Origin of the sequence: Pseudomonas sp. NPDC087614, assembly GCF_044743485.1 — a bacterium.
Taxonomy (GTDB): Bacteria; Pseudomonadota; Gammaproteobacteria; order Pseudomonadales; family Pseudomonadaceae; genus Aquipseudomonas; species Aquipseudomonas baetica_A.
In genome coordinates, this window is the sequence record NZ_JBIUWN010000030.1 from 33,885 (window position 1) to 60,534 (window position 26,650).

General features: G+C 58.2%; 27 protein-coding genes. 9 read left to right on the forward strand and 18 right to left on the reverse strand.

From position 1 onward, the window contains the following. Window positions 1–126 precede the first annotated feature (126 nt). Window positions 127–363 carry a hypothetical protein gene (locus ACIOWA_RS13520; protein ID WP_129394762.1) on the reverse strand — a complete coding sequence of 79 codons (237 nt, stop codon included), beginning with the start codon at window positions 361–363 and terminating at the stop codon, window positions 127–129. A 231-nt stretch (window positions 364–594) separates the two neighbouring features. Further along, window positions 595–1,611 carry a UDP-glucose 4-epimerase GalE gene (gene galE, locus ACIOWA_RS13525; protein WP_339433352.1) on the reverse strand — a complete coding sequence of 339 codons (1,017 nt, stop codon included), beginning with the start codon at window positions 1,609–1,611 and terminating at the stop codon, window positions 595–597. Window positions 1,612–2,001: 390 nt separating this feature from the next. Here galE and galU point away from each other — a divergent pair, with 390 nt between their 5' ends. Continuing rightward, entirely contained in the window at window positions 2,002–2,835 is an 834-nt protein-coding gene (gene galU, locus ACIOWA_RS13530; RefSeq protein WP_339433353.1) for a UTP--glucose-1-phosphate uridylyltransferase GalU, read from the forward strand. 44 nt (window positions 2,836–2,879) lie between these two features. Beyond that, window positions 2,880–3,290 carry a mannose-1-phosphate guanylyltransferase gene (locus ACIOWA_RS13535; protein ID WP_401160227.1) on the forward strand — a complete coding sequence of 137 codons (411 nt, stop codon included), beginning with the start codon at window positions 2,880–2,882 and terminating at the stop codon, window positions 3,288–3,290. Between the two features lie 31 nt (window positions 3,291–3,321). Here the strand turns inward: ACIOWA_RS13535 and ACIOWA_RS13540 are convergent, their stop codons facing one another. From ACIOWA_RS13540 to ACIOWA_RS13575, 8 genes are read right to left on the reverse strand one after another with little or no spacing between them, the layout of a single operon-like run. Beyond that, window positions 3,322–4,458 (reverse strand): SGNH/GDSL hydrolase family protein, encoded by a 1,137-nt coding sequence (locus tag ACIOWA_RS13540; protein ID WP_401160229.1) that lies wholly within the window; start codon window positions 4,456–4,458, stop codon window positions 3,322–3,324. 37 nt (window positions 4,459–4,495) lie between these two features. Continuing rightward, window positions 4,496–5,539 (reverse strand): acyltransferase, encoded by a 1,044-nt coding sequence (locus ACIOWA_RS13545; RefSeq protein WP_339433356.1) that lies wholly within the window; start codon window positions 5,537–5,539, stop codon window positions 4,496–4,498. Window positions 5,540–5,551: 12 nt separating this feature from the next. Next, window positions 5,552–6,655, reverse strand: a complete 1,104-nt coding sequence (locus ACIOWA_RS13550) for a hypothetical protein (protein ID WP_339433357.1) — start codon at window positions 6,653–6,655, stop codon at window positions 5,552–5,554. Continuing rightward, entirely contained in the window at window positions 6,646–7,878 is a 1,233-nt protein-coding gene (locus ACIOWA_RS13555; RefSeq protein ID WP_401160232.1) for a polysaccharide biosynthesis C-terminal domain-containing protein, read from the reverse strand. The genes ACIOWA_RS13550 and ACIOWA_RS13555 overlap by 10 nt, the downstream gene beginning before the upstream one ends. Further along, window positions 7,875–8,987, reverse strand: a complete 1,113-nt coding sequence (locus ACIOWA_RS13560) for a polysaccharide pyruvyl transferase family protein (RefSeq protein WP_339433359.1) — start codon at window positions 8,985–8,987, stop codon at window positions 7,875–7,877. Before ACIOWA_RS13560 ends, ACIOWA_RS13555 begins: the two co-directional genes overlap by 4 nt. 14 nt (window positions 8,988–9,001) lie before the next feature. Further along, window positions 9,002–10,084, reverse strand: coding sequence for a glycosyltransferase (locus ACIOWA_RS13565; protein ID WP_339466205.1), 1,083 nt, complete (start codon window positions 10,082–10,084; stop codon window positions 9,002–9,004). Between the two features lie 31 nt (window positions 10,085–10,115). Next, a complete protein-coding gene (locus ACIOWA_RS13570) occupies window positions 10,116–12,344 on the reverse strand; it encodes a polysaccharide biosynthesis tyrosine autokinase (protein WP_401160234.1) in 2,229 nt (742 codons plus the stop codon). Window positions 12,345–12,383: 39 nt separating this feature from the next. Further along, a complete protein-coding gene (locus tag ACIOWA_RS13575; RefSeq protein ID WP_339433362.1) occupies window positions 12,384–12,824 on the reverse strand; it encodes a low molecular weight protein-tyrosine-phosphatase in 441 nt (146 codons plus the stop codon). A gap of 288 nt (window positions 12,825–13,112) precedes the next feature. On the opposite strand from ACIOWA_RS13575, the gene ACIOWA_RS13580 reads away from it, so the two are divergent. Both ACIOWA_RS13580 and tal read left to right on the forward strand, forming a co-directional pair. Beyond that, window positions 13,113–14,075 (forward strand): glycosyl hydrolase family 5, encoded by a 963-nt coding sequence (locus tag ACIOWA_RS13580; protein ID WP_401160237.1) that lies wholly within the window; start codon window positions 13,113–13,115, stop codon window positions 14,073–14,075. Between the two features lie 202 nt (window positions 14,076–14,277). Then, window positions 14,278–15,204 (forward strand): transaldolase, encoded by a 927-nt coding sequence (gene tal, locus ACIOWA_RS13585; RefSeq protein WP_339433364.1) that lies wholly within the window; start codon window positions 14,278–14,280, stop codon window positions 15,202–15,204. A gap of 202 nt (window positions 15,205–15,406) precedes the next feature. On the opposite strand, the gene rssC is transcribed toward tal, so the two are convergent. Beyond that, entirely contained in the window at window positions 15,407–15,889 is a 483-nt protein-coding gene (rssC, locus tag ACIOWA_RS13590) for an anti-sigma factor antagonist RssC (protein ID WP_401160239.1), read from the reverse strand. Beyond that, window positions 15,886–17,070, reverse strand: a complete 1,185-nt coding sequence (gene rssB / locus ACIOWA_RS13595) for a two-component system response regulator RssB (RefSeq protein ID WP_221733203.1) — start codon at window positions 17,068–17,070, stop codon at window positions 15,886–15,888. Before rssB ends, rssC begins: the two co-directional genes overlap by 4 nt. A gap of 275 nt (window positions 17,071–17,345) precedes the next feature. Between rssB and ACIOWA_RS13600 the strand changes: the two genes are divergently transcribed. Beyond that, window positions 17,346–17,645, forward strand: coding sequence for a PilZ domain-containing protein (locus ACIOWA_RS13600; protein ID WP_221733204.1), 300 nt, complete (start codon window positions 17,346–17,348; stop codon window positions 17,643–17,645). 55 nt (window positions 17,646–17,700) lie between these two features. Here ACIOWA_RS13600 and ACIOWA_RS13605 read toward each other — a convergent pair whose 3' ends face one another. Then, window positions 17,701–18,390 carry a VacJ family lipoprotein gene (locus ACIOWA_RS13605; protein WP_221733205.1) on the reverse strand — a complete coding sequence of 230 codons (690 nt, stop codon included), beginning with the start codon at window positions 18,388–18,390 and terminating at the stop codon, window positions 17,701–17,703. Window positions 18,391–18,587: 197 nt separating this feature from the next. Between ACIOWA_RS13605 and ACIOWA_RS13610 the strand changes: the two genes are divergently transcribed. Both ACIOWA_RS13610 and ACIOWA_RS13615 read left to right on the forward strand, forming a co-directional pair. After that, window positions 18,588–19,208, forward strand: a complete 621-nt coding sequence (locus ACIOWA_RS13610; RefSeq protein WP_401160241.1) for an HAD family phosphatase — start codon at window positions 18,588–18,590, stop codon at window positions 19,206–19,208. Between the two features lie 108 nt (window positions 19,209–19,316). Beyond that, window positions 19,317–19,580, forward strand: coding sequence for a DUF4404 family protein (locus ACIOWA_RS13615; RefSeq protein ID WP_339495355.1), 264 nt, complete (start codon window positions 19,317–19,319; stop codon window positions 19,578–19,580). Between the two features lie 87 nt (window positions 19,581–19,667). Here ACIOWA_RS13615 and queF read toward each other — a convergent pair whose 3' ends face one another. Beyond that, window positions 19,668–20,498: an NADPH-dependent 7-cyano-7-deazaguanine reductase QueF gene (gene queF, locus ACIOWA_RS13620; RefSeq protein WP_401160243.1), complete on the reverse strand. Its 831-nt coding sequence runs from the start codon at window positions 20,496–20,498 to the stop codon at window positions 19,668–19,670. A 61-nt stretch (window positions 20,499–20,559) separates the two neighbouring features. Then, window positions 20,560–21,090, reverse strand: coding sequence for a plastocyanin/azurin family copper-binding protein (locus ACIOWA_RS13625; RefSeq protein WP_401160245.1), 531 nt, complete (start codon window positions 21,088–21,090; stop codon window positions 20,560–20,562). Window positions 21,091–21,254: 164 nt separating this feature from the next. Here ACIOWA_RS13625 and ACIOWA_RS13630 point away from each other — a divergent pair, with 164 nt between their 5' ends. Together ACIOWA_RS13630 and ACIOWA_RS13635 are read left to right on the forward strand one after the other, a co-directional pair. Next, window positions 21,255–21,935: a heavy metal response regulator transcription factor gene (locus ACIOWA_RS13630; RefSeq protein ID WP_401160247.1), complete on the forward strand. Its 681-nt coding sequence runs from the start codon at window positions 21,255–21,257 to the stop codon at window positions 21,933–21,935. Then, complete coding sequence (locus ACIOWA_RS13635) at window positions 21,935–23,284, forward strand: heavy metal sensor histidine kinase (protein WP_401160249.1); 1,350 nt, start codon at window positions 21,935–21,937, stop codon at window positions 23,282–23,284. Before ACIOWA_RS13630 ends, ACIOWA_RS13635 begins: the two co-directional genes overlap by 1 nt. Before the next feature lie 106 nt (window positions 23,285–23,390). Here ACIOWA_RS13635 and ACIOWA_RS13640 read toward each other — a convergent pair whose 3' ends face one another. From ACIOWA_RS13640 to ACIOWA_RS13650, 3 genes are all read right to left on the reverse strand, one after another. Next, complete coding sequence (locus tag ACIOWA_RS13640) at window positions 23,391–24,635, reverse strand: lipoprotein-releasing ABC transporter permease subunit (protein ID WP_339433372.1); 1,245 nt, start codon at window positions 24,633–24,635, stop codon at window positions 23,391–23,393. A gap of 63 nt (window positions 24,636–24,698) precedes the next feature. Beyond that, on the reverse strand, window positions 24,699–25,397 hold the full coding sequence (gene lolD / locus ACIOWA_RS13645) for a lipoprotein-releasing ABC transporter ATP-binding protein LolD (RefSeq protein WP_401160251.1): 699 nt from the start codon (window positions 25,395–25,397) through the stop codon (window positions 24,699–24,701). Next, on the reverse strand, window positions 25,390–26,640 hold the full coding sequence (locus tag ACIOWA_RS13650; protein WP_401160255.1) for a lipoprotein-releasing ABC transporter permease subunit: 1,251 nt from the start codon (window positions 26,638–26,640) through the stop codon (window positions 25,390–25,392). Before ACIOWA_RS13650 ends, lolD begins: the two co-directional genes overlap by 8 nt. Window positions 26,641–26,650 lie beyond the last annotated feature (10 nt).

Here is a 26,650-nt window from a genome sequence, read left to right on the forward strand (position 1 = left end):
ACTTGCCAACATTAAAAGAGAAAAACTACGAGTCATAATGGCACTACGCTATTCAAGGGCGAATCCAAAAACAAAGTCACCCGACTTACGTCGGGCGACCTTGTACTGCACTAACAAATGTTCCTGTTAGTTGTGCGTACCGGTGGTACCGGTGGTACCCGTCGTACCGGTGGTACCGCCGTTGGCACTGCCACCGCTGTTGGACGCCGCTACAGCACTGGCAACCATTGCAGTACTGGCTGCAGGCGCTTGAGAAGCCGCTACATTGCCACCTACATTGGTTACCGCTGTCAGCGGCGCTTCAGCGGCGGCTGCCCAGTTGCTCAACATCGTCAACAGGGCAATTGCCATCACTTTTTTCATATCAACTCCTTTCTAACATTCAACCTGATCGAAATCGGGTGTGTGCTAGAGGTGGTAGAGTTCAAGTCCGCAAAAAGCGCGAACAAGATCCGTTGTTCTTTCACAGTCTTACCCAACTGATAAAAGTCGAACGGCAGGTTTATATCTACGGACTTGCAATAAGCATTGCCAGTGTAATTTCCCGACGTTATCTAACAACCTGACTGAAAATAACATTGGGTTAAATAGCCATCATCGCAAGTAACCCTTGGGATGATTCGATTGCCAGCGCCAAGTGTCGGTGACCATGTCCTGCAAGTTGCGCGTGGCTTTCCAGCCCAGTTCTCTCGCCGCCTTGGAGGCATCGGCCCAGCTCTCGGCAATATCGCCCGAGCGACGCGGCATGACCCGATACGGAACGGGCTGCCCGCTCGCCTGCTCGAAGGCGTGCAGCACTTGCAGCACGCTGTAACCGTCACCAGTGCCCAGGTTCCAGGTATGAATGCCGGTGCGCCCGGTGATGGACTGCAAGGCCTTCAAATGCCCGTCCGCCAGATCGACGACATGGATGTAGTCGCGCACGCCCGTGCCGTCGACGGTGGGGTAATCGTCGCCGAAGATCGACAACTCTTGCAGGCTACCGACCGCCACCTGGCTGATGTAGGGCAGCAGATTGTTGGGGATGCCGCTGGGGTCCTCGCCCATATGGCCGCTGTCGTGGGCGCCGATCGGGTTGAAGTAACGCAACAGGGCGATGCTCCAGCGCGGCTCGGACTGACACAGGTCGCGCAGCACGTTCTCTACGATCAGCTTGGATTGGCCGTAGGGATTGGTCGGATTGCCGGTGGGGAAATCTTCGCGGATCGGCATTTGCTCAGGCTCGCCATACACCGTGGCCGATGAGCTGAACACCAGGTTAAACACCCCCGCCGCTGCCATCGCCTGGCACAGCGTGATGCTGCCGCTGACGTTGGTTTCGTAATACGCAAGCGGCTTGCGCACGCTCTCGCCCACCGCCTTGAGCCCGGCAAAATGCAGCACGGCCTCGATCGCGTGCTCGCGGAAAATCCGGTCGAGCAAGGCTCTGTCACAGACATCGCCTCGAATCATCCAGGCACTTTTGCCGCAGATGGCTTCTATCGCATGCAACGCCGCTTCACTGCTGTTGCACAGATTATCCAGCACGACAACTTCATAACCTGCTTCAAGCAGCGCAAGTGTGGTGTGCGAGCCAATATAGCCGGCACCACCGGTTACCAGAATTTTCATAGCGCGGTCCGTTATTGAATAAGTGCCAAGTAGCGTGTCAAGCCTCATTGTTGGATTTTGTGTGGTACACCACACAAACAAGGCGACAACAACCGAAAACAAAACTGGTTCAATGACTGGCAATAAATATCTTTGCAGGTCACACTCTATTGCCCGGTACTTATTAGCACTGCAAGTGTGCTTGTCACTATCAACAGATACCGACTAAAAATAACTAATAACGCGCTGACCGACATCTCATAACATTGCCATGTTTTACCCCCTCGATTCATTGCCATTAACAACCTGACTCAGGTATTAAAGTAGACCTTCAATCATCATTGAAACTTGCAGCCATTTGTTATGGCCTGCCATCGTCGCCTGTGTTCCATGACTGTCCAGGATACTTTTATGATTCGTAAATGTTTGTTCCCCGCTGCCGGCTATGGCACGCGTTTCTTGCCGGCCACTAAAGCGATGCCCAAGGAAATGTTGCCGATCGTCAACAAGCCGTTGATCGAGTACGCCGTTGAAGAAGCGCGGGACGCCGGTCTGCAACACATGGCCATCGTTACTGGCCGCGGCAAGCGTGCGCTGGAAGACCACTTCGACATCAGCTACGAACTCGAACACCAGATTCGCGGCACCGAGAAGGAAAAATTCCTCGCCGGCACCCGAGCGCTGATCGACACCTGCACCTTCTCCTACACCCGCCAGGTGGAAATGAAGGGCCTGGGCCACGCGATTCTCAGCGGTCGGCCACTGATCGGCGACGAACCGTTCGCCGTGGTACTGGCCGATGACTTGTGCCTGAACCTGGAAGGTGACGGCGTACTCAGCCAGATGATCCGGCTCTACAAAAAATTCCGCTGCTCGATCGTCGCCATCCAGGAAGTCCCGGCCGACCAGACGCACAAGTACGGCGTGATCGCCGGTGAGTTGATTTCCGATGGCATCTACCGGGTCAACAACATGGTGGAGAAACCTGCGCCGCAGGACGCCCCCTCGAACCTGGCGATCATCGGCCGCTACATTCTGACACCGGACATCTTCGACCTGATCGCCGACACCCAGCCAGGCAAAGGTGGCGAGATCCAGATCACCGACGCGTTGATGAAACAGGCGCAGAACGGTTGCGTGCTGGCCTACAAATTCAAGGGTTTGCGCTTTGACTGCGGCGACGCCGAAGGGTATCTGCAGGCGACCAACTTCTGCTACGAAAACGTGTACCTCAAGGGCCGCTGAACCGGCCACATCCCCCGCCCACTCTCCACTTCAGGCAGACAACCATGAACATTGCACAACATTCGGCAGACATTGAACGAGAAGTGGGCAACCAAGGGGTGATGAGCTGGTTGTCACGCCATCAGCCATTGCCCAGCGCCAATGAGTCGTGGCTGGGCACGATTTTGCTGGTTGAGCGCATCGGCATGTTTCCTTCGTCCGGTGATATTCGCCGGTCGATGTCCGATCCCTATCCCCTGCTCGCGCATTTGAAAAGCATCTATGGTGAGCAGGCACTGGAGATGGATGACCGCGATGGCCTGAAAGTGATACTCAGCGACTGGCGCTTTCGCGTACGCATCTGCTGCAACGATCCGGGGATCATCATCAACGTGGAAACCCGTTGTGATACGCGGTTGATGCCGCAGAAAACCGCCGAACTGTTGAGTCAGTTGGACACGTTCGAAAAAGCTTGAACACCCTCCGTTTCAAGCTGATCCAAGTGGGTTACAGGGCAGGTGCTTCGTTGCAGCTGCCTTCCCTGCCACCCACGATCCAGCGGTAGAAATAATCGGCAATCACCTTGCCGCCCGTGGCGGGCTGCGGATGGATCTTGTCCGGGCCGATCATCGTAGCGGCGTAACGTTTGACGTCGGCGCCGAACGCACATTGCAGGTTGGCGTAACCCAGATGCTGTTCCCGTGCCCAAGGCGCTAAAACCTGTGCGTAAGCCGACATCGGATAGGCACTGGAGCGCGTGGTGTCCTGCCGCATGATCAGGTTGATGCTCGCCGCCGGTTGAATCTCGCGGATCATCCCCACCAGGCCCTGAACGTTCTGCAGATACTGCGCAGGCGTCACACCAAAGCCCTGATCGTTGCCACCGAGCATGATCAGGTAAATATCGGCAGGGATCTTCGCCACCACGGCTTTCCACTGCATCTGCCACTGTGGATCGCGGTGATAGAAATCGGCGGACGCTGCGCCGGACGCGGCCAGTTTGGAGACGCGAATGCCGTTCTGATCATTGCCCATCCAGACGCCGAACAGCGTGGGCGCGCCTTTCACCACTTCCAGTTTGAATGCCCAATCAGCCGCGGCCGGTGTGCCCGGCAATGGCACCTCCTGAACCCCGACACCTGCGAGCGTCAAGGGTCGCCAGTTCTCGGATGGCGTCCAGCGGTAGCGGATTTCACTGGATTGACCGTTGCCGAGGTAAAGCAACTTTGCCTGAGTAATCACGGTATCGATGGCCGGTGTCGGGCGGGCGTCTATTTGCAGCCATGAACCGGGCCGGCCGGTGAGGGTGCGGCTATCCGGGCTGGCCTGGCCGAGGCCAGACACCCGCCAGTCACCACCAAAGTACTTTTCACTGCGGCGGGTGTATTTGAAATGCGTGCCGCCCAGTGCTGCGCCATGGTTGAAACCAACGTAGCCAGGCCCGGCGAAACCGACCTCCCCGGCTACTCGTTGCACCAGTTTGTTCAGATAGAAATCCTGCCCGGCGCTGTAGCTGTCGCCGATCACCGAGACCGACAACACTTTGCCGGCCTGGCCTTCTCGCCACTTTGCAAAGCGCTCGCGCGCATCACCGACCTCTATCACCGACGCCGCAACAGGCTGGCCGTCATCGACTGCAACCATGGATCAATTCCTTCAGTCTGAGATGCCCGCGAAGCTTCTAGCGATTGATCTGCGCAACCGGTGCGATGGTCGCCACCGGTTTCTTCACCGCCGCCCGCTCACCCAAAAACAGCACAGACGTGAAGTTGAATCGACTGAAAACCAGCGACAGCACCACCGGCCCCAGCAAGCCACACGCAACGCCGCCGAGTACCAGAAGGCTTTCATCCTTCACGCCCAACCGTCCCAGTACGAACCGCGACGTGGCGGCGAACAGCACATGGAACAGGAAAATCGCATAGGAATAGCCGCCCAACCACGTCAGCCACTTCGAGCGCATGTCACTCGACAACAGTGCCAAGCAAGAGACGCAGCCGACGGTCAACCCGATCAGGCTGCGACGGTCGACGATCAACGCCCGGTCCTCCGCCGCCACGTACAGCAAGGCCAGCGAAATCAGCACGAACACCAGCGGGCCGATCACCTTGAATGTCTGCTTCAACTGGCTGACGTTTGCCTGACCAATCATCCCCGCCACAAAAAACGGCAACAGGTAAAGGGCGCCATTGATGCCGAAGGCATCGAACGTGAACGGCGGCAGCAAAAACACCGCCGCCGCGAAAGCAAACAGCAGGTACAAGCGCGTTGCCGAACGCAGCAAGCCACGCCACTCCAGCAAGCCGACGAACATGAAAATGATGAACACCGCCTGCAGGAACCAGAAGTGGTTGATCGGCACCCAGAACGACAACAACGCGTCGATCACACCAACGTCCTTGTTGACCCCTGGCCCCACCGCTTGCAATACCGAGAACGGCACGCCCACGCAGAACAACGGCACGATCAGCCGCCGCACCTTACCGGCGAAGAACGCGGAAAAGTCATTGCCGCGAATTTTGTAGAGGGCGTAGATGTACCCGGAAATGAAGGTGAACAGCGGCATGCGCACATACACCATCGAGTCGGCGATCACTCGAAACGGCGAGCCGATGTCTATTTTCAAACCACCGCCCAACGGACCGATGACGTGATAGAGCACCAACAGCAGGCATGCCAGGCCGCGCAGGGTTTCGATCTCCAGGGACTTTTTCTTGCTCGACATAAAGCACCTGCCTCAATTCAGAATTCTTGATTCGACCTGCACGGGTTTGTTGGCCCGCAGCATCAATCCCAGACCGACAAACAGCACCGGCACCACCATGGAGAAGTGCCGGGCGAAGGAACCGAAGTCCGGTTCGAACAGGCCCTGCACCAGCAAAAACGCCAGCGGTATCGCGATCAGCTCCTTGGGTTTGGTCTGGATCGGCGCACCTTTGTAGTCGGTCGAAGTGATGACTTTGAACAGCAGCAGCGCGGTCATGATCATCAATGCGACGAAGATCACCTGCCCCGGCCCGGACAACAGAATCAACTCCACCGGGAACGACAGCCGGAAGAAGATGATCATCGAGTCCAGCGCCTGCGAGACGAAGTCACCGCCACTGAGCCAGGACACGATCAACGATTTCGACCCCTCCTCGCCCGCCGTGCGCAACTCGTTGTTGCTGGCACGGATCGACGACACCGGAAACCCGAGCGCCACCTGAATGGCCATCGCAACGGCCAGGTAGAACAGGAACAGCATCAGGAAAAAAGTGAAGCGCGAGACGTACTTCTTCATCACGCAGACGCCGACCCAGGACAGCGAAAACAGAATCCAGTAGGGCCGGATCAGCACGCCGTAGATCACCGCCGACAGAAAAAACCCGCCACGGTATTTGCGCGTCAACGAGCTGAGCAAAATACTCAACACGGCCACCGACACGATGATTTCCTTGGTCAGGTTTTCCAGGAAAAACGAGCGAACGATGCCCCACAGACACAGGGTGCCGAAAATCGCCAGCGGCATGCGCCGGAACACCACCACCGGAATCGCCGTGAGGAAAAAATTGCAGAACATCCCGTAGGCCCAGGCGTTGGTCAGGTTGATCCCGGTGGGCCGCAGCAGGAACGCCGAACATTCGTAGGACGAACGATCCGGCGAGAACGGGTTCCAGAAATTGCAGTTGTCGGCACGGGCGTAGGACGACCACAACGTCATCGCATCCGGCCCCGGATCGCGGGGGATCAGCAGCGGCATGGCCACCGACAGAAACAACCCGGTGAACAAAATCAGGAACGAGATCGACGAATCGAGTTTCTTGCCACGAAACTCGATGCACGGCAGCTTCAGGCCCATGACAGCACGGCCTTTTTCGCCCGGGTCACACGGGTCAACACGGCAATGACGCCGAGCTGAACGATGACCGCAAAGACGTTGCCCCACGCGGCGCCGTAGATCGAATAGTGCTTGATCAGCACGTAGCTGACCGGCACCGAAATCAACAGGCAAATGGCTGCACTGAGCAGTGATACGCGGCTGTTCTTCGAAGCGATCAAACCACCCCAGACGATGTCGCCAATGGCGCGCAACGCAAAGGAAAAAATCAGTACGACGAGGATCGCGTTGTCTGGACGCGGCACAGGGGTGGCGACGTAATCGAGCACCACGTTAAAGAACAGATAAATCGCCACCGCGACCGCCGCAGACACCAGCAGCGAGCGCATCACCCATTTGTTCACGAACAATTGCTTGACCGTGAACGGCTGTTGATCGGCCTGAAACCGCTTGGCCAGTACCGGAATGCCCACCACCGCCACCACCGCGTAAGACAGAGCCTGCAAGGTGTTGGCCGCCGACCACGCGTACACGTATTTACCGAGGCTGGCGTAGGGTTCCAGATCAATGATCAGAAAGCGTTCGGCGTACTGACTCAACGCGATCAATCCGGTGCCGAGATAAAACGGCAACCCGGCCTTCCACACGGTGGCCGTGGCTAGCGTGCCGCTCGTCCGGCCTTTGTGAACGTTCACCACTATCAGGTAACCGGCGACGATCACCAGCACGTTGGCGGCAACCCACAGCCACAACACACTGACAATCCCCGAGATCCAGCCGAGCATCATCCCGCCCACCGCCAAAACCGCCCACAGCCCGGTTTTGATGAAAAACAGCAGCGCGCCCGCCGTGGCTTTCTGCGCGGAAAACACGAAGGCGTTGAGTTCAAACGACAGGTGTTCCGTGAGCAACACCAGCGTCACGCAGAGGATCAGCGCGCTCGTCGCCTCGACCTGCTGGAACAGTGAATAAATCCCCACGGTCACCAGCGACAACACCAGCCCCACCGCCAGATACAGCAGCAAGACCTTGTCGACGACCCGGCGCGAACTGCCACCCACGCTGATCAACCGATTGATCTCGGAACTGAAACCGACGCTGTAGAACTTCGACGCGATCAACGAGGCCGCCATGACCACGCCGTAAAAACCCAACGCCTCGTAACCGAGGAAATGGGTGATGGCCAGCACCAGCAAAAACTTCGCGCCCAATGCTCCGCCGCGAAGCAGTAGCCGAAATATCATCGAACGACACCTTTGATGATGTCGTCCATGGCCACGGTTTTCGCCTCGATCTCGCGGCAGGTGTCAGTCAGGCGCTTGCCAAAATTCGCCAGTGCGTTCGGCGCGTAAACCGTGTCGAGGATGGTGTCGACATTGATGTCGCCACCGTTGATCACCCAGTCTTCCACGCCCATGTCCTGATAGGCGCCAAAACCTTTGCGCTCGTAGCTGATGTGATACGCCGGAACGCCGCTGAGCAGCGATTCGATGGCGCCATGCAAACGCACGGAGATCACCAGATCCGGCTGATATTTGGCCAGCGTCGCCTTCAAGGGCAGCAGGTCTTCGGTAATGCCCAGTTCGCGATAAAACGCGCCGTCATCGTTGCCGCGAACGGCGCTCTGGACGGCGCAGACGACTTTGCTTTTGCCCTTCAACCGCTGCAGCAACAACTTCAGGTTGGCCACGTAGGCGATTTTCTTTTCCTTGCTCCACTGCGGCGGCTTGCGCAGCACCACGCAGACGGTTGCCGGCGACGACGCGCAACGGGTGAATTTCGGCTGCTGCAGGATTTTGCTGGCCAATGACTGCACCGCCAGATCCGGCGCGCGGTACACGTTTGCACAGGCGTCGAACATCGCCGAGGAGCGGTTGTCGCGCACGAACACCGCATCGGCGCTGGCGTAGTGCTCGACGATCTTGCGGCTCTCGCCATGGAAGGGCCCAATGCTTTGCGGCAGATAAATCGAAGGGACGTTACTGAGGATCGCGGTTTCCAGTTGCTTGGCGTGGCCCAGTTTCAACTTGATGTGCTCGAAGGCACTTTTGGAGCGCATGTAGCCACCGCCGACGCCGACAATCAGATCGGTTTTCTTCAGCAGGTCAGCAAGGCCTGCGTAAGACTGATTTAGGAACACCGCTTGCTTGACCCGCCCCAATCCCTTGGCCGCCATCACTGGCGCGTCAAAACGCGGGTGCGGCAGGTAGCTGAAGGACTCGGGATCGGAAGCCACGACACTGATCGCCGTGTCGTCGCCAAAGTTGCGCTGCACCAGGGCAATCGCCAGATCCACGAGCAGGCCGTCACCGGAGTTGGACGCACTGTAGCCATGCAAAATCGTTACGTTCATAAGCTGAGTTCTACTTAATAAGTGGGGGCGCAATACACGTCGTAGGTCTGGCGGATCATCAACGTGGCGCTGAAGCGCTCACGCACGATGTTGCGACCTTCGTTGCCGAGGTCGAGCAATCGGGGCTTCTGGATTTTCCCCAGCACATCGGCCAGGGCCTGGTGATCTCCGGTCGGAAAGACGTAACCGGACACCTCGTTGGTAACCAGTTCGGGCAGTGACGTGCAGTTACTGGCAATCACCGGCAAGCCCATGGCCATGCCTTCCAGCGGCACCATGGCAAACCCTTCCCAGCGACTGGGCACAATCAGCGCATCGGCTTTCTGGTAGAGCGCCTGAACTTCGCTGGGCGTGACCCAAGGCAGGTACTCAACGGCGTCCATCGGTGGGCATTCGACCGAATCTTCATTAACCGCACTGCCGACCACCGTCAGTTTCAAATCGCTGCGTTGCACCTTGGCGAAGGCCTTGAGCAATACGTCGAAGCCTTTTTGGTAGTCGAGACGGCCAACAAACAGCAGATGAATCGGCTCCGGACTATCGACTTTCGGTACTTCGTCGCGTTGATGAATGCCGTTGTAGATCAGCGTCATGCGCTTGCGCTCGATGCCAAATTTCGCGGCGCTATCCAGCTCGTACTGGCTCACGCAAATGATCACGTCGGTGACCTTCTGCAGCACGCGCTCAATCCACGCATAGGCCTTCTGCTTGATTGGCGAACTTTCCATCAGGAACGAAAAGGCGTGCGGGCAGTAAACGATTTTCGGCTTGCGCCATGGCCTCAACAGCACGCACACGCAACGGCCGATCACCCCGGAAAAAGTGCTGTGCAAATGCACCACGTCGGGTTTTTCCTTGAGCATCACCTGGGCCAGACGCCAGGCGAAACGCAGCAGCGACGACACATTGCGTCCGGTTCGGGCGAAGGTGCGAATCTGAGGCGCGGGAATGCCGTGCAATTCTTTTTCCTGATCCTGCGGGACCAGGTAAACCCGTTGGTAGTTCGCCGCGTCGCCTTCGGGCGATGCCGAGATCGTCCGAATGACGGTCGCAACGCCACCTTTGATCGTCTCTGCTACGTGCAGTATTTTCTTCACAACTCACCCACTTCAAACATGTAAGGACAACTCAGGATTTGTCGGACGCGTATTCGTAGTTGTAATAGCCGTAGCCGCCATTGCCGTAGTAACTGGCTGCGCGCTTCTCGACGCCGTTGAACACCGCGCCCTTCAACTCGATACCGTTCTGGGCAAAGCGGCGAATGGTCAACTCGATCTCTTTGGCCGGGTTCACGCCAAAGCGCGTGACGATCAGGCTGATGCCGGCTTCACGGCCGACAATCGCCGCGTCGGTCACGGCCAGTAGCGGCGGCGTATCGATGATCACCACGTCATACATCTCGCTGAGTTGCGCCAGCAGTTCGCGGAAGTTGACATGCATCAACAGCTCGGAAGGATTGGGCGGCACCTGCCCGCGACTGATGAAGTGCAGGTTGTCGACTTCGATTTTATTGATCGCCTGCTCGATGCTGCAGCGCTTGACCAGCAGGTCCGACAGACCATTGCTGATCGGGGTATTGAGGGTTTTGTGCAAATGCCCTTTGCGCATGTCGGCATCGATCAGCACCACACGCTGACCGCTCTGGGCCATGACTGCGGCGAGGTTGGAGGAGACGAACGTCTTGCCGACTTGCGGGCTCGGCCCGGAAATCATGATGCGGTTGTTGGTCGAATCCAGCCCGGCGAAGTGCAGGCAGGTGCGCAGGCTGCGGATCGACTCGATGGACAGGTCCGTGGGGTTGCGCAGGGCCAACAGGTACGCCGGTATATCGACGCCATCACGCGCGCGACCTTTCTTACCGTCCTCCTCCTGCTGCAGCGTGCTGTAAGGGATCGACGCGTACACCGGCAAACCGAGTTGTTCAATGGCTTCTGGCCCTTCCAGGCCGCGACTCAGCGACTTGCGCAGCAACACCAGCGCGACGCCGACAAAGGCGCCCAGGAAAGTGGCGATGAGCACAATCAGGGCTTTTTTCGGTTTGACCGGACTGGTCAGGTCGACGTCCGCCGTGTCGATCAAGCGCACGTTGCCTACCGCACCCGCGCGGACGATGTCCAGCTCCTGGGATTTGTTCAGCAGTTGCGTGTAGATCTGCGAGGCGACTTCAACATCGCGGGTCAGGTTCAACAACTCCTGCTGTGTGGCCGGCAGATCGCCGACTTTGCTCTCCAGCGACTTCTGTTGCTGGGTCAGTTCGGCGATCTGCGACATCAACGCACGGTAGGCCGGATGCTGTCGGGTGAACTTGCGATCCATCTCCGCCTGCTGCATTTTCAATTCGGAGATGCGCGTGTCCAGCGCAACGGTCTGGCCGAGTACCGATTGGGTTTCCAGGGAGATGTTCACCGTTTTGCCGCGGGTCTGATAGGCGTTGAGCGCATCACTGGCCTTGGCCAGATCGCGCTTGACCTGAGGCAGTTGGCTCTGCAGGAAGGCCAGGCTCTGCGCCGCTTCCGCCGAGGTGCGCTGCACGTTCTGCTGCACATACAGCGCCGCGATCTTGTTGAGGATTTTTACGGCCTCGGGCGCGTCGGAGCTGGCCAGGGCCAGACGAATAATCCCCGACTCCTTGCCTTGCTCGGAGATATCCAGCGCATCCTGATAACCCTGGATGGTCACGATTCGAGGGTTGCGCACCACTTCGAAGCGCGTGCCGGGGTTCGCCGAGAGTTGTGCGATCAGCCCTTCAACGCCCTCTTCAACGAAGGCTTCGCCAGCCACGCCTTGCGCCAGCAGGTTGTCGTTATCATCGAACAACTGGAAACGCTGCTGTTCGCCGGCGATCAGCGTGAGCTTCTTGCCCAGCAACGCGTTCGGCAGCGTGAGCCGAGCGATCTCCACGCGTTCACCGCCCCAGGCGTAGCTGTTCAGGCCAAAACGCGGTGGCGCCACGCTGAACGCCGTCTCGCCGCGATAACGGCGAGCGAGAAAAGCGCCAATCAGCGGGAAGGTCTTGGGGGTGACATCGATATCCAGACGCAGATCGTCGACGGTTTTGCCAATCACGGCGCGGGATTTGATGATGCCGATTTCGGTCACCGACGGCGATTGCCCACCGAGCATGCTGTTGAGATCGGCGAAACCTAGCATGTCGTTCTTTTTCGGCTCGACCTGAACCAGCGCGTTCGCCAGGTACACGGGCGTGGCCAGCACCGCATAGGCAACGCCGGTGACCATAAAGGCGCCGGTCAGTGCGCCAATCAACCATTTCTGGTCAATCAGACTGCCGAATATGCCGAGCAGATCAATACTGTCTTGATCATTGCTTCGGGTGCCGATTACTGACGGTAACTGCATAAGTCTGTTCTTACCATTCATTGATCTGAAGAATATTCATCAACGCGCGAGACGTTGTGCCCAAGAGCTGACAGCATCTTCAATCAATGCATGGGCATGAATAAAAGCGGCCTTGCCTTGACGGTACGGATCTTGTATTTCGCGCTCGCTCTGCCACTTACCGAGCAAAAACACTTTGCCTCTCGCATGAGAGGCCATGTTCAATACTTGTTTTACATGCTCTTTTTCCATCACCAGAATAAGGTCTGATTCATTAACGATGTCCGAGGTCAGTTGCCGCGCCTTGAAACCCTCGGCGCAATGCCCGTGGTCTTCCAGCACCTGACGGGCCGAGGCCTCTATGGATTCGCCAACCCGCGCGGCGAGGCCGGCGGAGGAAACCGTGATTGATGAGGGGGCCAGCGCGTTACGCAGCATGAGCTCTGCTGTCGGACTTCGGCATATATTGCCCACGCAGACGACAAGGATCTTTCTGAACAAGGTGTACTTTCCTGTGTAATATCAAACTGCCAACATCTAGAGCGGTTTAAATGAACCCGCTAGATCTTCCCGCACTCAGAAATAGATTCGCCCTGTTAATACAGCGTATTAAGTACCACAGCCCTAAAAGCGCCCCAACCAGAATTACCGGACCAAAAATAACTGTGATTTTCAGATAATGAATTGCTGACAAAAAATAACACTCACGCACTTAGCGCTCTTGTTAGTTTCAAAACGAATGTCACGAGATCACTATTCGCCGTTGTCACTTCTCATTGGAGATCAGACATGAAATCCGCCCATCTCATACGATTCAGTGCCTCGGCGTTATTGGCGCTCAGTGCCGCCACTCACGTGCAGGCCAGTGATCTGTTTCCCAACCTTCCCGCCAGGACCATCGGTGTTCAGGTGAAGATCCAGAACTTTTCCGCCGACGACGCTGCACACATCAAAGCCGCAGGCTTCAGCTTTGTGCGTTTCGGTGTGTGGAGCGACAGTCTCAGCGCCAGGGCGTATCAGCAGCAGGTCAGCGATGCTTTTGCGGCGGCCGGTTCCGCTGGTTTGCCGGTCCTGTTGACCGTGCGCGCGATCAAACCGCTGACCGCGACGCCCGGCAACACCCGTCAACTGAAGGCCGCCGGCGATTCGTTTGCCAATGTGTTGGCGGGCCTGGAAAACGCCTACAGCGCGCAACTGGTCGCGACTGAAATCTGGAATGAACCGGACCTCGAAACCTACTGGCCGACGCGCCATTTCGACACAACATTTGTGCCGTTCATGAGCGCGGTGTGCAAATCCCTGCAAGGCAAACCCCAATCCACGCCACGGGTCGGTTACGGCTTCGCACGCGCGCCAACGGCGGGATCGGCTTCGACCGTTGCGCTAAACCGCATCGTCAGTGAGTACCCCAAATGCCTGAACGCCATTTCCTATCACCCCTACGGCATGACGGCGGCGCAGATCAGCAACGCGCAGGCCTTTATTCAACAGAACTTCCATTTGCCGGGCGTTATCAGTGAGTGGGGTATATCGGCACTCACCTCCAACGGTGGGAACGCCGGACAAGCCAGCAAAATCAGTGCGTTCATCACCGATGTAAAAAAGCTCAACATCCCGCTGACATCAATATACGAATGGAAGAACAGCGATTCGGGCAGCAACGATCGCGAGAAGAACTTCGGTTTTCTGACCTCGGGCGGTCAGCCGAAACCGGCGAAAACGGCCGCCGCAACGATCTTGAATGCTCAGTAGGCGTGGCGTAACCGATCTGTGCACAGGTCGGTTGCTTTGAACCTGTGGGCGGTTTCGCTATCGAACTCATCGATACCGCGCCCTACCTTTCAAACAATCGTTTTCAGGTTGTTGCCGCAGGGGCCGTCGATACACGCACCCGCCCTTGAGTGGCTGTCAGCGCTCGGGTAATGTCGTCAAACCCACAGGACAGAGCACACACATGACTTCCAAGCTGGAACAACTCAAACAAATCACCACCGTGGTTGCCGACACCGGCGACTTCGAAGCGATCGCCCGGGTTAAACCGGTCGATGCCACCACCAACCCATCCCTGCTGCTCAAAGCGGCAGCCATCCCCGCTTATGCCCAATTGCTGAATGCTTGCGTCAGCGACTGCAAGGGTGATGTCGGCCTGGCCAGCGACCGTTTCGGCGTCGCGGTGGGCCAGGAAATTCTCAAGGTTATCCCGGGCCGTATCTCCACCGAAGTGGATGCGCGCCTGTCGTTCGATCAGCAAGGTGTACTCAAGCGTGCGCATCGCTTGATCGAGTTGTATGACAAGGCTGGCATTGGCCGCGATCGCGTGCTGATCAAGATCGCCTCGACCTGGGAAGGTATCCGCGCTGCCGAGGTCCTCGAAAAGGAAGGCATCCAGACCAACCTGACGTTGCTGTTCTCCTTCGCTCAAGCGGCGGCATGTGCCGATGCCGGCGTGTTCCTGATCTCGCCGTTCGTAGGCCGCATCTACGACTGGTACAAGAAGGCCAACGGCAACGACTACACCGGCGCCGACGATCCGGGCGTGCAGTCCGTGACGCGCATCTACAACTACTACAAGGCCAATGACTACAAGACCGTGGTCATGGGTGCGAGCTTCCGCAACCTGAACCAGATTGAGCAACTGGCCGGTTGCGACCGTCTGACCATCAGCCCGGACCTGATCGACAAGCTGGCGGCGGACTCTGGCAAGCTTGAGCGCAAACTGGCGCCAGGCAATGCCGGTGAAGCACGTCTGAGCCTGAACGAAGCGCAATTTCGCTGGTTGTCCAACGAGGACGCGATGGCGACCGAAAAACTGGCCGAAGGTATTCGTCAGTTCGCTCGCGACCAGGAGAAGCTTGAGGCGCTGTTGCAAGCCAAACTGTGATTTGACTGAGTGAAATGCAAAAAGGGCGAACCCTAACAGGTTCGCCCTTTTTCATTGCACCAGCACTGGCAAATGTAACGTCAGATTTGACGCTTTCGCGAGCAAGCAAACTCCCGAAGGTCTTTTTTTGCTCGACACAGATCAAAATTGGGAGCGGGCTTGCTCGCGAAGGGGCCTGGCCAGGCAACCTGATTTCAGAGGATCAATGGCGTTCGAGGGCATTCACCAGGTCATGGAAAGCTTCACGGTTGGAATCGTTCAGCCCCATGAGGATCTTGTGCGCTTCAAGCACCTTGATCCGCACCACCTCTTCCGACTGGTCCTGATCAGGCAGATCGTCCAGGCACTCCGGGCATGGCACCGGGTGATTGACGATGTTGAACACCTGCTCGAAGCCCATCGATTGCAGCAGTCGGGTGATGTCATCGTGGGTGGTGACGACGGTCGGCAGCAGGCCGACCTTCTGCCGCGACAGGATCGACAGTTTGGCCAACAGCCCCAACGTGGTGCTGTCGATGCTGCGGGTTTCGGTCAAATCGATCACGATCGCGTTGAAGTTCAGCGCGGTGAAGATTTTCTCAATAGTCGCATCCAACGCCGAACACAGGGTCAGGCGAACGTCACCGACGAACTTCAGGACGAAGGTGCCGTCCTGCTCGGCGAACTGGATTCTACCGGTACTCATTGAAGGTTCCTGCTCAACACCAACAGGGCGATATCATCCGGCATCTCCCCTAGCGTGGCCAATCCAAACACTTGCCGCAGACCATCCAGGCTGCCGCCCGCTGACTTCACCCGCTCGGGCAAAGCCGCTTCTTTTTCTTTGAGCGTAGGTTCTGGCAAAAGGTCCAGAATACCGTCAGACATCAGCGTCAGGCTGAACGTCGGCGGCAGCTCAAGTACGTGATCTTCGTAGGCGGCTTCATTGAAAAGGCCTACCGGCAGACCACGCCCTTCGAGGTAACGAACACTGTCAGGCGTGTACAACACAGGCAAAGGCAGATGGCCGCCAATGCTATAGGTCAACAAACCGGTCTCCTCGTCGATGACTCCACCGACCATTGTGACGTGTTTGCCCAGCTTACAACTGATCAGCCCCCGGTTGATATGACCAAGAACCTGCGAAGGCTTGAATTCCGGCAACGTGCCGTTGCGCTTGGACTCGAACAGCAGACGCGTGGTCATGAACTTCAGCAGCACCGTCACAAACGCTGAAGAGGCGCCATGACCTGATACATCTGCCAGGTAAAACGCGACCCGGCGCTCGTCGACACGGAAATAGTCGACAAAATCACCGGACAGGTACAGCGACGGAATGATCTGATGAGCAAACCTGAGCTCGTCAATGCTCCACGGGCTTTCCGGCAGCATGTTCATCTGCACCTGGCGACCGGCGTTCTGGTCTTCCTGGAGCAGACTCAGGCTGGCCTCAAGCTCGCGATTGGCCTTTTCCAGCTTCTCGCGGTAGCGCTGATTTTCCAGCAGCAGACGCGCGCGATCCAGGGCCCGGCGCACGGAGTGCTCGAGCACGGCCAGATCTTCGAGAGGCTTGATCAGGTAATCCGCCGCACCGAGACGCAGGGCCTCGACAGCGTCGTTCATCACGCCGGCACCGGACACCACGATCACCGGTGTTTGCGGCGATAGCTCGGTGACCTGACGGATAAGTTCGAGACCACCCATCTGCGGCATGCGCAGATCGCAGATGACCAGGTCGGGCGTGTCTTGCTCGAATACCTGAAGACCCTGTTGGCCGTTACTGGCCTGCAGGACGCTGAAACCACTGTCTTCCAAATAGGCCGCGAGGCTCGCGCGCACTACTTCGTCATCATCGATTATCAGCAGCGTGGCACTGGTTTTTGGCATGTGGGCAAACGGCGCCAGAATTAGGTTGGCGTAGCGGGCGGGGCTACAGCCCTGCACTGACTACTGGATTCGCTTTCTAGCCTCTCTGCTGCATCGCTTTCGAGCGTTTGCTCTGCACGACGATTACACCAGAGGTGCCCTTCTAAGGCGCAGACGGTACTCCCATCCGCGGGGTGTTTCAAGCATGTGCCGATGGTCGCTTGACGACTTTACTTGTCAAATCACAGAGAGTTATAAGAACAGCTCAAACCGTAACCCAATGGAAGGACGAAGCCATGAGTCAAACCGGTCGGGACTACAGCGAAAAGCGCGATTTCATCCGTATGCGGGTCGATGCCGATGTCGTATTGATTCACGCAGGTGATCAGGTGTCAGCGGTATGCATCGACCTCTCCAGCAGCGGCATGCAGGTAGAGGCGCCTAGGCAATTTGCGGTCGGCGACCGATTGAGCGTGCGCATCGACTCCGAACATGCCGCGCTCAGCGGGCTTGAAGCCGAGACCGAAGTGGTCTGGGTCCGGGCACAGGATGGCGGCGGCCAAAAGCTCGGTTTGACTATTCTGCAGATGAAATAAGCGCAAACAAAAAAAGGCGGCCCACAGGCCGCCCTCTTCATTTTATCGGTCGAGATTAAAAATCGTCGACGACCTTACCATCCTTCACCTTGAACTCGCGGTTCTGCAGGTAAGCGTTGCGAATGAAGGTGTACTTGTCGCCGCTGATCAGCTTCTCGCTCGACAGCAGGCTGGCACGGGTGTCGACGATGTTCAGGCCGAACACTGAATTACGCACCGGCACATCGTTGATGTAAGGGTAAGGACCGGTATAGCCGTCGACGTATTTAGCAGGCGCGTCACGCAGTGTGCTTGGGCCGAGCAGCGGCAGCATCACGTACGGGCCACTGCCAACCCCCCAGTAGCCGAGCGTCTGGCCAAAATCTTCGTCGCTGCGGTTCAGCCCCATCTTGGTCCCGACATCGAAGAAGCCGAGCAACCCGAACGTGGTGTTGAAGATCAGGCGCGCAGTATCAACGCCCGCCGCTGCCGGTTTGCCCTGCAGAATGTTGTTCGCCAGGTTGGTCACGTCACCCACGTTGCGGAACATGTTGTGGATGCCATCTTCCAGAAATTGCGGCGTCACGAACTCATACCCCTGCGCCAGAGGCTTCAGCGCGTAAGTATCGACGAAGTCGTTGAACTGGAAAATTGGACGGTTGACGCTTTCCCAAGGGTCTTCTTCCGTTGCAGCCTGAGTGGCGAACGGAGCCAGCAGCAGGCCGGCATATACACAAAGCTGAGCGAGCGGGTTGCTCCAGCGCATAGAAAAACTCCTTGGATTTATACTGGCGCGGGCTTCAAGGCCTAGGCGTTAAGAGCGCTAGTATAAGCGCAAAAGGTCTTTTGGGCAGTCTGCGAATGAAGCGACCTGTAGGACGATTCCTGCAACGGCTTTAACGCAGCTGTCATCCAACTGTCATCGGCAGGTCCTAGCCTTAGCGCTATTTCAGGGACGTTGCCATGTCACATGCCGAAACTTTGCCCCTCAGCGCGCCCGGCCTGACCGCCGTGCTGTTCGGCCTCAGCGGATGTCTGGTGGATTTCGGTGCCCGTGCCCGCCGACAGGCGGCCATCCTGCCAGAGCACGCCGAGGCCACCCCTGGAGCAATCGATAGCCTGCACAGCTTGCAGCGCCAGCAGATACCATGCGCGTGGCTGGATGAGCTGTCCCCTGCCCTGGCGCAATCGCTGTCAGCCGCCTTACCGAACTGGATCAAACCCGCGCAACATTCAGCAACAATCAATCCATGGCCGGCGCCCAACGCTTGCTGGCAAGCGCTCATGGATTTGAATGTCCACAGTCTGGACGGATGCGTACTGGTCAGCGGCGAGCCACGACTGTTGCAAGCCGGCCTGAATGCCGGGTTATGGACAATCGGTCTCGCCTCCTGCGGCTCGTTGTGCGGCCTGGCGCCGGGGGAGTGGCAAGCCTTGAGCCAAAAAGAACGGGAGCAGTTGCGCGGCAAGGCGACCATGCAGTTATTCGGACTCGGCGTGCACTCGGTGATCGATCATTTGGGTGAGCTCCAAACCTGTCTGGCGGACATCAGCCTGCGTCGCCTCAAAGGCGAAAAGCCCTGATCGGGATCATGCAGGCTGGCCGAGAGTGGATTAATCTAAAGGCCAGCCATAGACCTTTGGCGCGCGGCCGCGGTCTATGCCAATGCCTCTCGATAAAAGGAAACCACCATGCCCGCCCGCGAACTGCAAGAACAACTCAATACCCTGCGCGAGCAACTGGAGCAGAATCCACCGCTGTCTGAAGATGAGCGCGCTAACCTGCACGACCTGATGCAACAGATCGAAGCGGAACTTGAACTCGAAACCAAAACCCAGGATTCCAACATCGCCGACGGCGTGACCCTGGCGGTTGAACGCTTTGAACTCAAACACCCCGGGATCGCTGGCACGCTGCGCAACATCGTTAATGCGTTGGGCAGCATGGGGATCTGACGCCCTAAACGCAAAAAGCCCTGCCAGCAATGGCAGGGCTTTTTCGTTTTCGCGATTTGAAATGCAGCCTGTTACCAAACGGGATGCTTACTGACGCACCAGTCGATGGTTCGGCAGTTGCACACTCTCAGTGCTGCGATATGGGTTGATATCCAGCCCACCGCGACGCACGTACCGCGCAAATACCGTCAATTTCTCCGGCTTCAGCAACCGCTGCAGATCGAGGAAGATCCGCTCCACGCATTGCTCATGGAAATCCGAGTGCTGGCGGAAGCTGACGATGTATTCCAGCAGACTGGCATGATCCAGCGCCGAGCCACGGTACTCCACCACCACACTGCCCCAGTCTGGCTGACTGGTCACCGGGCAGTTGGATTTGAGCAGATGACTGTGCACGCTCTCTTCGACCATCCGCGATTCATCGCACCGCAACAACTCCGGCCGCGGATGCTCGTAGTTGCTGACGCTGATATCCAGATCGTCGATGCACGCACCCGGCAGCGCGACGACGCCTTCGGTTTCTACGTCTTTGAGGCTGCGAACCCGCACGCCCACCGGTTTGCCGGCAGCAGCGGACAGATCTTTGGCCAGCGTTGCTTCAAGCGTGGCCACATCAGCGAACGGCGTCTGGTTCAGCGAGTTCAGGTACAGCTTGAACGACTTGGACTCGATGATGTTTGGCGAATCCGCCGGGATACTGAACTCGCCGATCGCGACCACAGGCTTGCCCGAGGGCAGCAGCCACGACAATTCGAAGCAATTCCAGAAATCCACACCTTTATAAGGCAGGGTATCGGCGGTCAGGCCCAGTTCGGCCCATTTCGCGGTGCGCGGAATCGGGAACAGCAACGACGGCGTGTAAGTGGCGATGTATTCGCTGGATTTACCCAGCGGCGAGTGTTCGGCTGCGGGATGCATGGCGGAAACCTGACTGAAGAATCAGCGGATTCTAACAGCCTTTGCTTGCACCTTTGAGTGCTTACTGACTGACAGTCAGTTTGCCGACCATCCCCGCCTGATAATGGCCGGGGATATTGCAGGCAAATTCCAGGTTGGTGGCTTTACTGAAAGTCCAGGTCAACTCAGCGGTTTTGCCCGGCTCGACCAACACACTGTTCGGGTCATCATGCTTCATGCCATGGCTCATCGCACCGTGATCCATGCCCGCCATGTCGTGGGACATTTCTTTCATGCCGGTAGGCGTGAGCATGCCGCTTTGTTGCATCTGCAACATTTCCTGCTGGTGCTTGGCATGCATCGCCGCGTCGCCCAGGTTGAATTCGTGCAGCAACTGGCCTTTATTCACCAGCACAAAGCGAACGGTCTCACCGGCCTTGACCTGGATCGTCTTCGGGTCGAACGACAGGTCAGCCATCACCACTTCGATGCTGCGCGTGGCTTTGGCGGCAGGCGCGGGTTCGCCGAAGGCATAGGCGTGTGCCGGCGCGGCCCACACTGGCGAGCTCAACGTCAACAGACACGCGGTCAAAGCGGGTTTGCGCAAAAACATGGTCGTACTCCAACAAGAGAGGGTTCAGCCTGTGGGAAACTTTAGCCGGCCTGCGCTGGCATCTACCTGACAGGCAGATTACAACTTTGTCAGGTTCGCGCTTACCGAGATGCCCCACGGTATAAAGCTTTCGTTCCTACACACCGAATCAACCCGAGTCGCCCATGAAACTGTTGATCGTCGAAGACCAAGCAAAAACCGGCCAATACCTGCGCCAGGGCCTGACCGAGGCGGGATTCAATACCCAACTGGTGGCCGACGGCGACAGCGGCCAGCAACTGGCCTTGAGCGGCGACTATGCGTTGCTGATCCTCGATGTCATGCTCCCGGGGCGCAACGGCTGGCAAATCCTGCAAGCGGTGCGCAGTGCGGGTCTCGACACCCCGGTGCTTTTTCTGACGGCCAAAGACGCCGTGGAAGACAGGGTTCACGGTCTCGAACTGGGTGCCGACGATTACCTGGTCAAGCCTTTCGCCTTTTCCGAGTTGCTGGCCAGAGTGCGCAGCCTGTTGCGTCGCGGCAGCGCCACCGCACAGGAGACCAGCCTGCAATTGGCGGATCTGCGCCTGGACCTGATCCGCCGCCGGGTCGAGCGTAGCGGCCAACGCATTGACCTGACTGCCAAGGAATTCGCCCTGTTGGAAATGCTCCTGCGCCGCCAGGGCGAAGTGCTGCCAAAATCGCTGATCGCCTCGCAGGTCTGGGACATGAATTTCGACAGCGACACCAATGTCATCGAAGTCGCGATTCGCCGCTTGCGCCTGAAGATCGACGACGAGTTCCCCAATAAACTGATCCACACCGTGCGCGGCATGGGCTACGTGCTTGAAGATCGATCAGCCTGATGCGCCGGTTGTCTTTGAGCTCGCGACTGGCCTTGCTGTTTGCTGCTTGTACCGCCGTGGTGTCGCTGTGTGCCGGGGTCCTGTTCAACCACGCCAGCGAGGCGCACTTCGTCGAACTCGATCAGCAATTGCTGGACGGCAAGCTCATCGGCCTGCGCCGCGCCCTGCAGGATGTTCAACCCGGCCAACGCGAAGCGCGCCTGACCGATGAACTGAGCCGTCAGGCTGATCTGTCGCTGCGCATCAATGGCAGTGACGGCCAGCACTGGTACGACAGCTCGACACAGATCCCCAAGCAATTACCGTCACACCTGGGCCTGTCGACGATCCGCAATGATGGCACTGACTACCGCGTACTCAACGCCCCACTCTACCCGGACAACACCGATTCACCGCAACTGACCTTGTTGCTGGACATCACTCATCACCAGCACTTCCTGCAACGCATGCAGCATTTGATCTGGCTGACCGTCGGCCTCTCGGCGCTGGCCACTGCGCTACTGGGCGCCTGGGCCGCACGCAGCGGCTTGCGGCCACTGCGGCAGATGAGTGCGGTGGCCCGTGGGATATCGGCGCAATCGCTCAATGCCCGACTGCCGGAAGCGCAAATGCCGCCAGAGCTTGCGGAAATGGCCCACAGCTTCAACGCCATGCTCGCACGTCTCGACGACTCTTTTCAGCGCCTCTCGGCGTTTTCTGCCGACATTGCCCATGAACTGCGCACGCCGCTTTCCAACCTGCTGACCCACACCCAGGTCACCCTCACCCGCCCACGGCCGATCGAGGATTATCGCGAAGCGCTGCACAGCAACCTCGAAGAACTGCAATGGATGGCGCAACTGGTCAACGACATGCTGTACCTGGCCAAGGCTGACCACGGCTTGCTGATGCCCAAGCGTCAACCGTTGGAACTGGCGGAAGAAGCGGATGCGTTGTTGGAGTTTTTTGCGCCGCTGGCAGAAGACGCCGGGGTGCAATTGAGCCGCGAAGGGAATGCGCGAATCGAGGGTGACCGCAGCATGTTGCGCCGGGCGCTGTCGAATCTGCTGGATAACGCGCTGCGGTTTACGCCGGCCCAAGGCCATGTACGTCTGACCATACTGGATAAGACGAATGTTGTGCGCGTGTCCGTCGAGAACAGTGGTGAAGGGGTTTCGGCTGAGCTGTTGCCACGCTTGTTCGACCGGTTTTATCGGGCGGATCCGGCGCGGCAGGAAGGTAGCAGTGAACATGCGGGGCTGGGGCTGGCGATTACTCAATCGATTGTCCGGGCGCATGGCGGGCAGATTCATTGCGAATCGGATCAGGGCTGGACGCGGTTTGTGATTGAGTTGCCCAAAAAAGACTGAGATTCATCGTTCCGGCCCCTTCGCGAGCAAGCCCGCACACACTGGATCTGCGTCGTACACAAATCCTCTGTGGAGGCGGGCTTGCTGGCGAAAGCGATATAACAGCTTACGAATATCTCAGCGCATGAGCCGGCTCGATCTTCGCTGCCCGCCACGCCGGATACACCGTCGCCAGGAAGCTCAGGATGAACCCGGCGGAACAGATCAACAGCACATCCCCCGCCTGCAATTGCGACGGCAGATTGCTGACGAAATACACATCGGAACTGAAGATGTGCTGCCCAGTCACCCGCTCGACCCAGCCGACCATCTCACTGACGTTCAGCGCCGCGATAACGCCCAGCACGCCACCCATCAGGGTGCCGACAATCCCGATCACCGTGCCCTGCACCATGAAGATTGCCATGATCTGCCGGGGCGTAGCGCCGATGGTACGCAGGATCGCGATGTCCGCGCCCTTGTCGTTCACCACCATGATCAGGGTTGCGATGATGTTGAACGCCGCCACCGCGACGATCATCAGCAACAGCAGACCGATCATGGTTTTTTCCATTTTCATGGCACTGAACAGACTGCCTTGAGTGTGGGTCCAGTCGTCAGCCTTGAAATCGGCGCCCAGACCGGCGGCGATGTCCGCAGAGACCTTCGGCGCCGCGTACAAGTCTTTGACCGCCAGACGCACGCTCTGCACCTGATTCGGCTGCCAATGCTGCATGGTCGCCGCATCGGCGACATGGATCAGCCCCATGGAACCGTCCAGTTCAGCGCCAACCTTGAACACGCCAACCACGTTCAGGCGCTGCATACGCGGAGTGATCCCCCCCGGTGCGGTGCTGACTTCCGGCACGATCAGGGTGATCTTGTCGCCGACATTCAAACGGAAACGGCGGGCGGTGATTTCGCCGATCACCACGCCAAACTCACCGGGTTTCAAGGCATCGAGGCGGCCCTGGACGATGTGCTGGGCAACAATCGACACCTTGCCTTCCTGAGCAGGATCGACGCCGCTGATCTGGATCGGCTGCATCAAGCCCTTGTAGGAGAGCATGCCTTCCATTTCCGTGAACGGCACGGCGGCGGTCACTTCAGGATTTTTCATCGCGGCGGCGGCTACGGGCTGCCAGTCGTCAATCGGCTTGACGCCAACGATGGTCGCGTGAGGCACCATACCGAGGATGCGCGAGCTCATTTCACGCTGGAAGCCGTTCATCACCGACAGCACAACAATCATCGCCAGCACGCCGAGGGCGAGGCCGATCATCGAGGTCATCGAAATGAACGAAACAAAGCGATTGCGGCGCTTGGCTCGGGTATAGCGTGCGCCGATAAAGATCGATAACGGTCTGAACATTCGCTGGGGCACCGTATAAAAATAAAAGACCCGACGCCTTTCAGACGTCGGGTTTGGGCCCAATCAGATGGGCGTCAGGCAACCTTCCTGCAAATGCAGGACGCGATCCATCTGGCGAGCCAGGTTCATGTCGTGAGTCACCACCAGAAACGCCGTGCGCATCGAAGTGCTGAGCTCCAGCATCAAATCCTGAATGCCTTGGGCGGTATGGGAATCGAGGTTGCCGGTCGGCTCATCGAGCATCACCAGGCCGGGATTGTTGACCAGGGCGCGGGCGATGGCGACACGCTGACGTTCACCACCGGACAGTTCGGCCGGCTTGTGCTCAAGACGATGACCCAACCCTACCCTCTCCAGCAACGCCGTGGCGCGCTGACGTGCTTGCGGGATCGGCGTCTTGCCGATCAACAGCGGCATGCAGACGTTTTCCAGTGCGGTGAATTCCGGCAGCAGGTGGTGAAACTGGTATACGAAACCCAGCGCACGGTTACGCAGCAGGCCGCGCTTCTTCTCGCTCAGCGCCGAGAGTTCTTCGCCATCGAGCCAGACGCTGCCCTGGGTCGGCGTGTCGAGGCCACCCAACAGGTTGAGCAAGGTACTTTTGCCCGAACCCGAGGTGCCGACGATTGCGACACGCTCGCCCGGGTGCAACTCCAGTTGCAGACCGGCCAGCACTTCTACCGACTCCGGACCTTCCTCGTAGGATTTGCCCAGGTTGCGGCAGCTCAAGATTGCTTGTTCACTCATGCCCGACTCACTCATAACGTAGCGCCTCCGCCGGCTGGGTGCGCGCGGCACGCCAGGCTGGATACAGGGTGGCGAGGAAACTCAGGACCAACGCAGCGGCGCAGACCATGACCACATCCTGGCTCTGCACCTGCGACGGAAGATAATCAATGAAATACACGTCAGCATTAAGGAATTTGTGGCCGATCAGGCCTTCAATGGCCGAAATCGCAGCACTGACGTTAAGCGCGGCCAGGATTCCGACCACCGCGCCAATGGCGGTGCCGACCACGCCGATCACCGTGCCTTGCACCATGAACGTGCGCATGATGGTGCCCGGTGTCGCACCGAGAGTACGCAGAATGGCGATGTCGCCCTTCTTGTCGTTCACCACCATCACCAGCGTGGAAATGATGTTGAACGCCGCAACAGCGACGATCAGCAGCAACAGCAGCCCGATCATGGCCTTTTCCATACGGATCGCCTGATACAGATTGCCGTGGGTGCGCGTCCAGTCGCGAGCGTAGTAATGGTCTTCGCCAAGTTGCTGGGCGATGCTCCATGCCACGCGCGGCGCCTGGAACAGGTCGTCGAACTTCAGACGGATACCCTGCACCTGATCAGGTTTCCAGCGACGCATTTTCGCCAGATCCTGCAGGTTGGTGACGCCCAGAAAGCCGTCCAGTTCACCGGCGCCGACATGGAAAATGCCCACCACGGTGAAGCGCTTCATGCGCGGGAACATCCCGGCCGGGGTCACGCTGACCTCCGGCGCAACAAAGGTGACCTTGTCACCGAGGCCCACACCAAGCTTGGTCGCGGCCTTGTCGCCGATAACGATGCCAAAGCTGCCCGGCGTCAGGTCGTCGAGTTTGCCCTGCTTCATGAAGTTGTCGATGATCGACACGTTGCGCTCAAGCGCAGGGTCGATGGCATTGAGCAACACCTTGGAGACTTGACCGTTGTTGGTCAGCAGGCCCTGCATCTGGGTAAACGGCGCAACCGCCGCCACCTGCGGGTTCTGCTTGACCTGGGCGGCCAGGCTTTGCCAATCGTTGATCGGCTCGGTGGATTCGATGGTCGCGTGGGGCACCATGCCCAGCACGCGGGTGCGCATCTCATGATCGAAGCCGTTCATCACCGAGAGCACGACGATCATCACGACCACGCCAAGGGCGAGCCCGATCATCGAGGTCAGGGAAATGAATGACACAAAATGATTGCGACGCTTTGCACGGGTATAACGCGTGCCGATAAATACGAAGAGAGGTCTGTACATGTCGGGGCTT

Coding starts and splice junctions, on each gene's coding strand:
- ACIOWA_RS13605 (WP_221733205.1), bottom strand. CDS start 18,390: ATGCGCTGGAGCAACCCGCTCGCTCAGCTTTGTGTATATGCCGGCCTG.
- ACIOWA_RS13570 (WP_401160234.1), bottom strand. CDS start 12,344: ATGCAGTTACCGTCAGTAATCGGCACCCGAAGCAATGATCAAGACAGT.
- ACIOWA_RS13555 (WP_401160232.1), bottom strand. CDS start 7,878: ATGATATTTCGGCTACTGCTTCGCGGCGGAGCATTGGGCGCGAAGTTT.
- ACIOWA_RS13615 (WP_339495355.1), top strand. CDS start 19,317: ATGCCCGCCCGCGAACTGCAAGAACAACTCAATACCCTGCGCGAGCAA.
- ACIOWA_RS13610 (WP_401160241.1), top strand. CDS start 18,588: ATGTCACATGCCGAAACTTTGCCCCTCAGCGCGCCCGGCCTGACCGCC.
- rssB (WP_221733203.1), bottom strand. CDS start 17,070: ATGCCAAAAACCAGTGCCACGCTGCTGATAATCGATGATGACGAAGTA.
- ACIOWA_RS13625 (WP_401160245.1), bottom strand. CDS start 21,090: ATGTTTTTGCGCAAACCCGCTTTGACCGCGTGTCTGTTGACGTTGAGC.
- lolD (WP_401160251.1), bottom strand. CDS start 25,397: ATGAGTGAGTCGGGCATGAGTGAACAAGCAATCTTGAGCTGCCGCAAC.
- ACIOWA_RS13650 (WP_401160255.1), bottom strand. CDS start 26,640: ATGTACAGACCTCTCTTCGTATTTATCGGCACGCGTTATACCCGTGCA.
- galU (WP_339433353.1), top strand. CDS start 2,002: ATGATTCGTAAATGTTTGTTCCCCGCTGCCGGCTATGGCACGCGTTTC.
- ACIOWA_RS13640 (WP_339433372.1), bottom strand. CDS start 24,635: ATGTTCAGACCGTTATCGATCTTTATCGGCGCACGCTATACCCGAGCC.
- galE (WP_339433352.1), bottom strand. CDS start 1,611: ATGAAAATTCTGGTAACCGGTGGTGCCGGCTATATTGGCTCGCACACC.
- ACIOWA_RS13520 (WP_129394762.1), bottom strand. CDS start 363: ATGAAAAAAGTGATGGCAATTGCCCTGTTGACGATGTTGAGCAACTGG.
- ACIOWA_RS13535 (WP_401160227.1), top strand. CDS start 2,880: ATGAACATTGCACAACATTCGGCAGACATTGAACGAGAAGTGGGCAAC.
- ACIOWA_RS13630 (WP_401160247.1), top strand. CDS start 21,255: ATGAAACTGTTGATCGTCGAAGACCAAGCAAAAACCGGCCAATACCTG.
- ACIOWA_RS13560 (WP_339433359.1), bottom strand. CDS start 8,987: ATGAACGTAACGATTTTGCATGGCTACAGTGCGTCCAACTCCGGTGAC.
- ACIOWA_RS13635 (WP_401160249.1), top strand. CDS start 21,935: ATGCGCCGGTTGTCTTTGAGCTCGCGACTGGCCTTGCTGTTTGCTGCT.
- ACIOWA_RS13580 (WP_401160237.1), top strand. CDS start 13,113: ATGAAATCCGCCCATCTCATACGATTCAGTGCCTCGGCGTTATTGGCG.
- ACIOWA_RS13545 (WP_339433356.1), bottom strand. CDS start 5,539: ATGTCGAGCAAGAAAAAGTCCCTGGAGATCGAAACCCTGCGCGGCCTG.
- ACIOWA_RS13540 (WP_401160229.1), bottom strand. CDS start 4,458: ATGGTTGCAGTCGATGACGGCCAGCCTGTTGCGGCGTCGGTGATAGAG.
- ACIOWA_RS13600 (WP_221733204.1), top strand. CDS start 17,346: ATGAGTCAAACCGGTCGGGACTACAGCGAAAAGCGCGATTTCATCCGT.
- rssC (WP_401160239.1), bottom strand. CDS start 15,889: ATGAGTACCGGTAGAATCCAGTTCGCCGAGCAGGACGGCACCTTCGTC.
- ACIOWA_RS13550 (WP_339433357.1), bottom strand. CDS start 6,655: ATGGGCCTGAAGCTGCCGTGCATCGAGTTTCGTGGCAAGAAACTCGAT.
- queF (WP_401160243.1), bottom strand. CDS start 20,498: ATGCATCCCGCAGCCGAACACTCGCCGCTGGGTAAATCCAGCGAATAC.
- tal (WP_339433364.1), top strand. CDS start 14,278: ATGACTTCCAAGCTGGAACAACTCAAACAAATCACCACCGTGGTTGCC.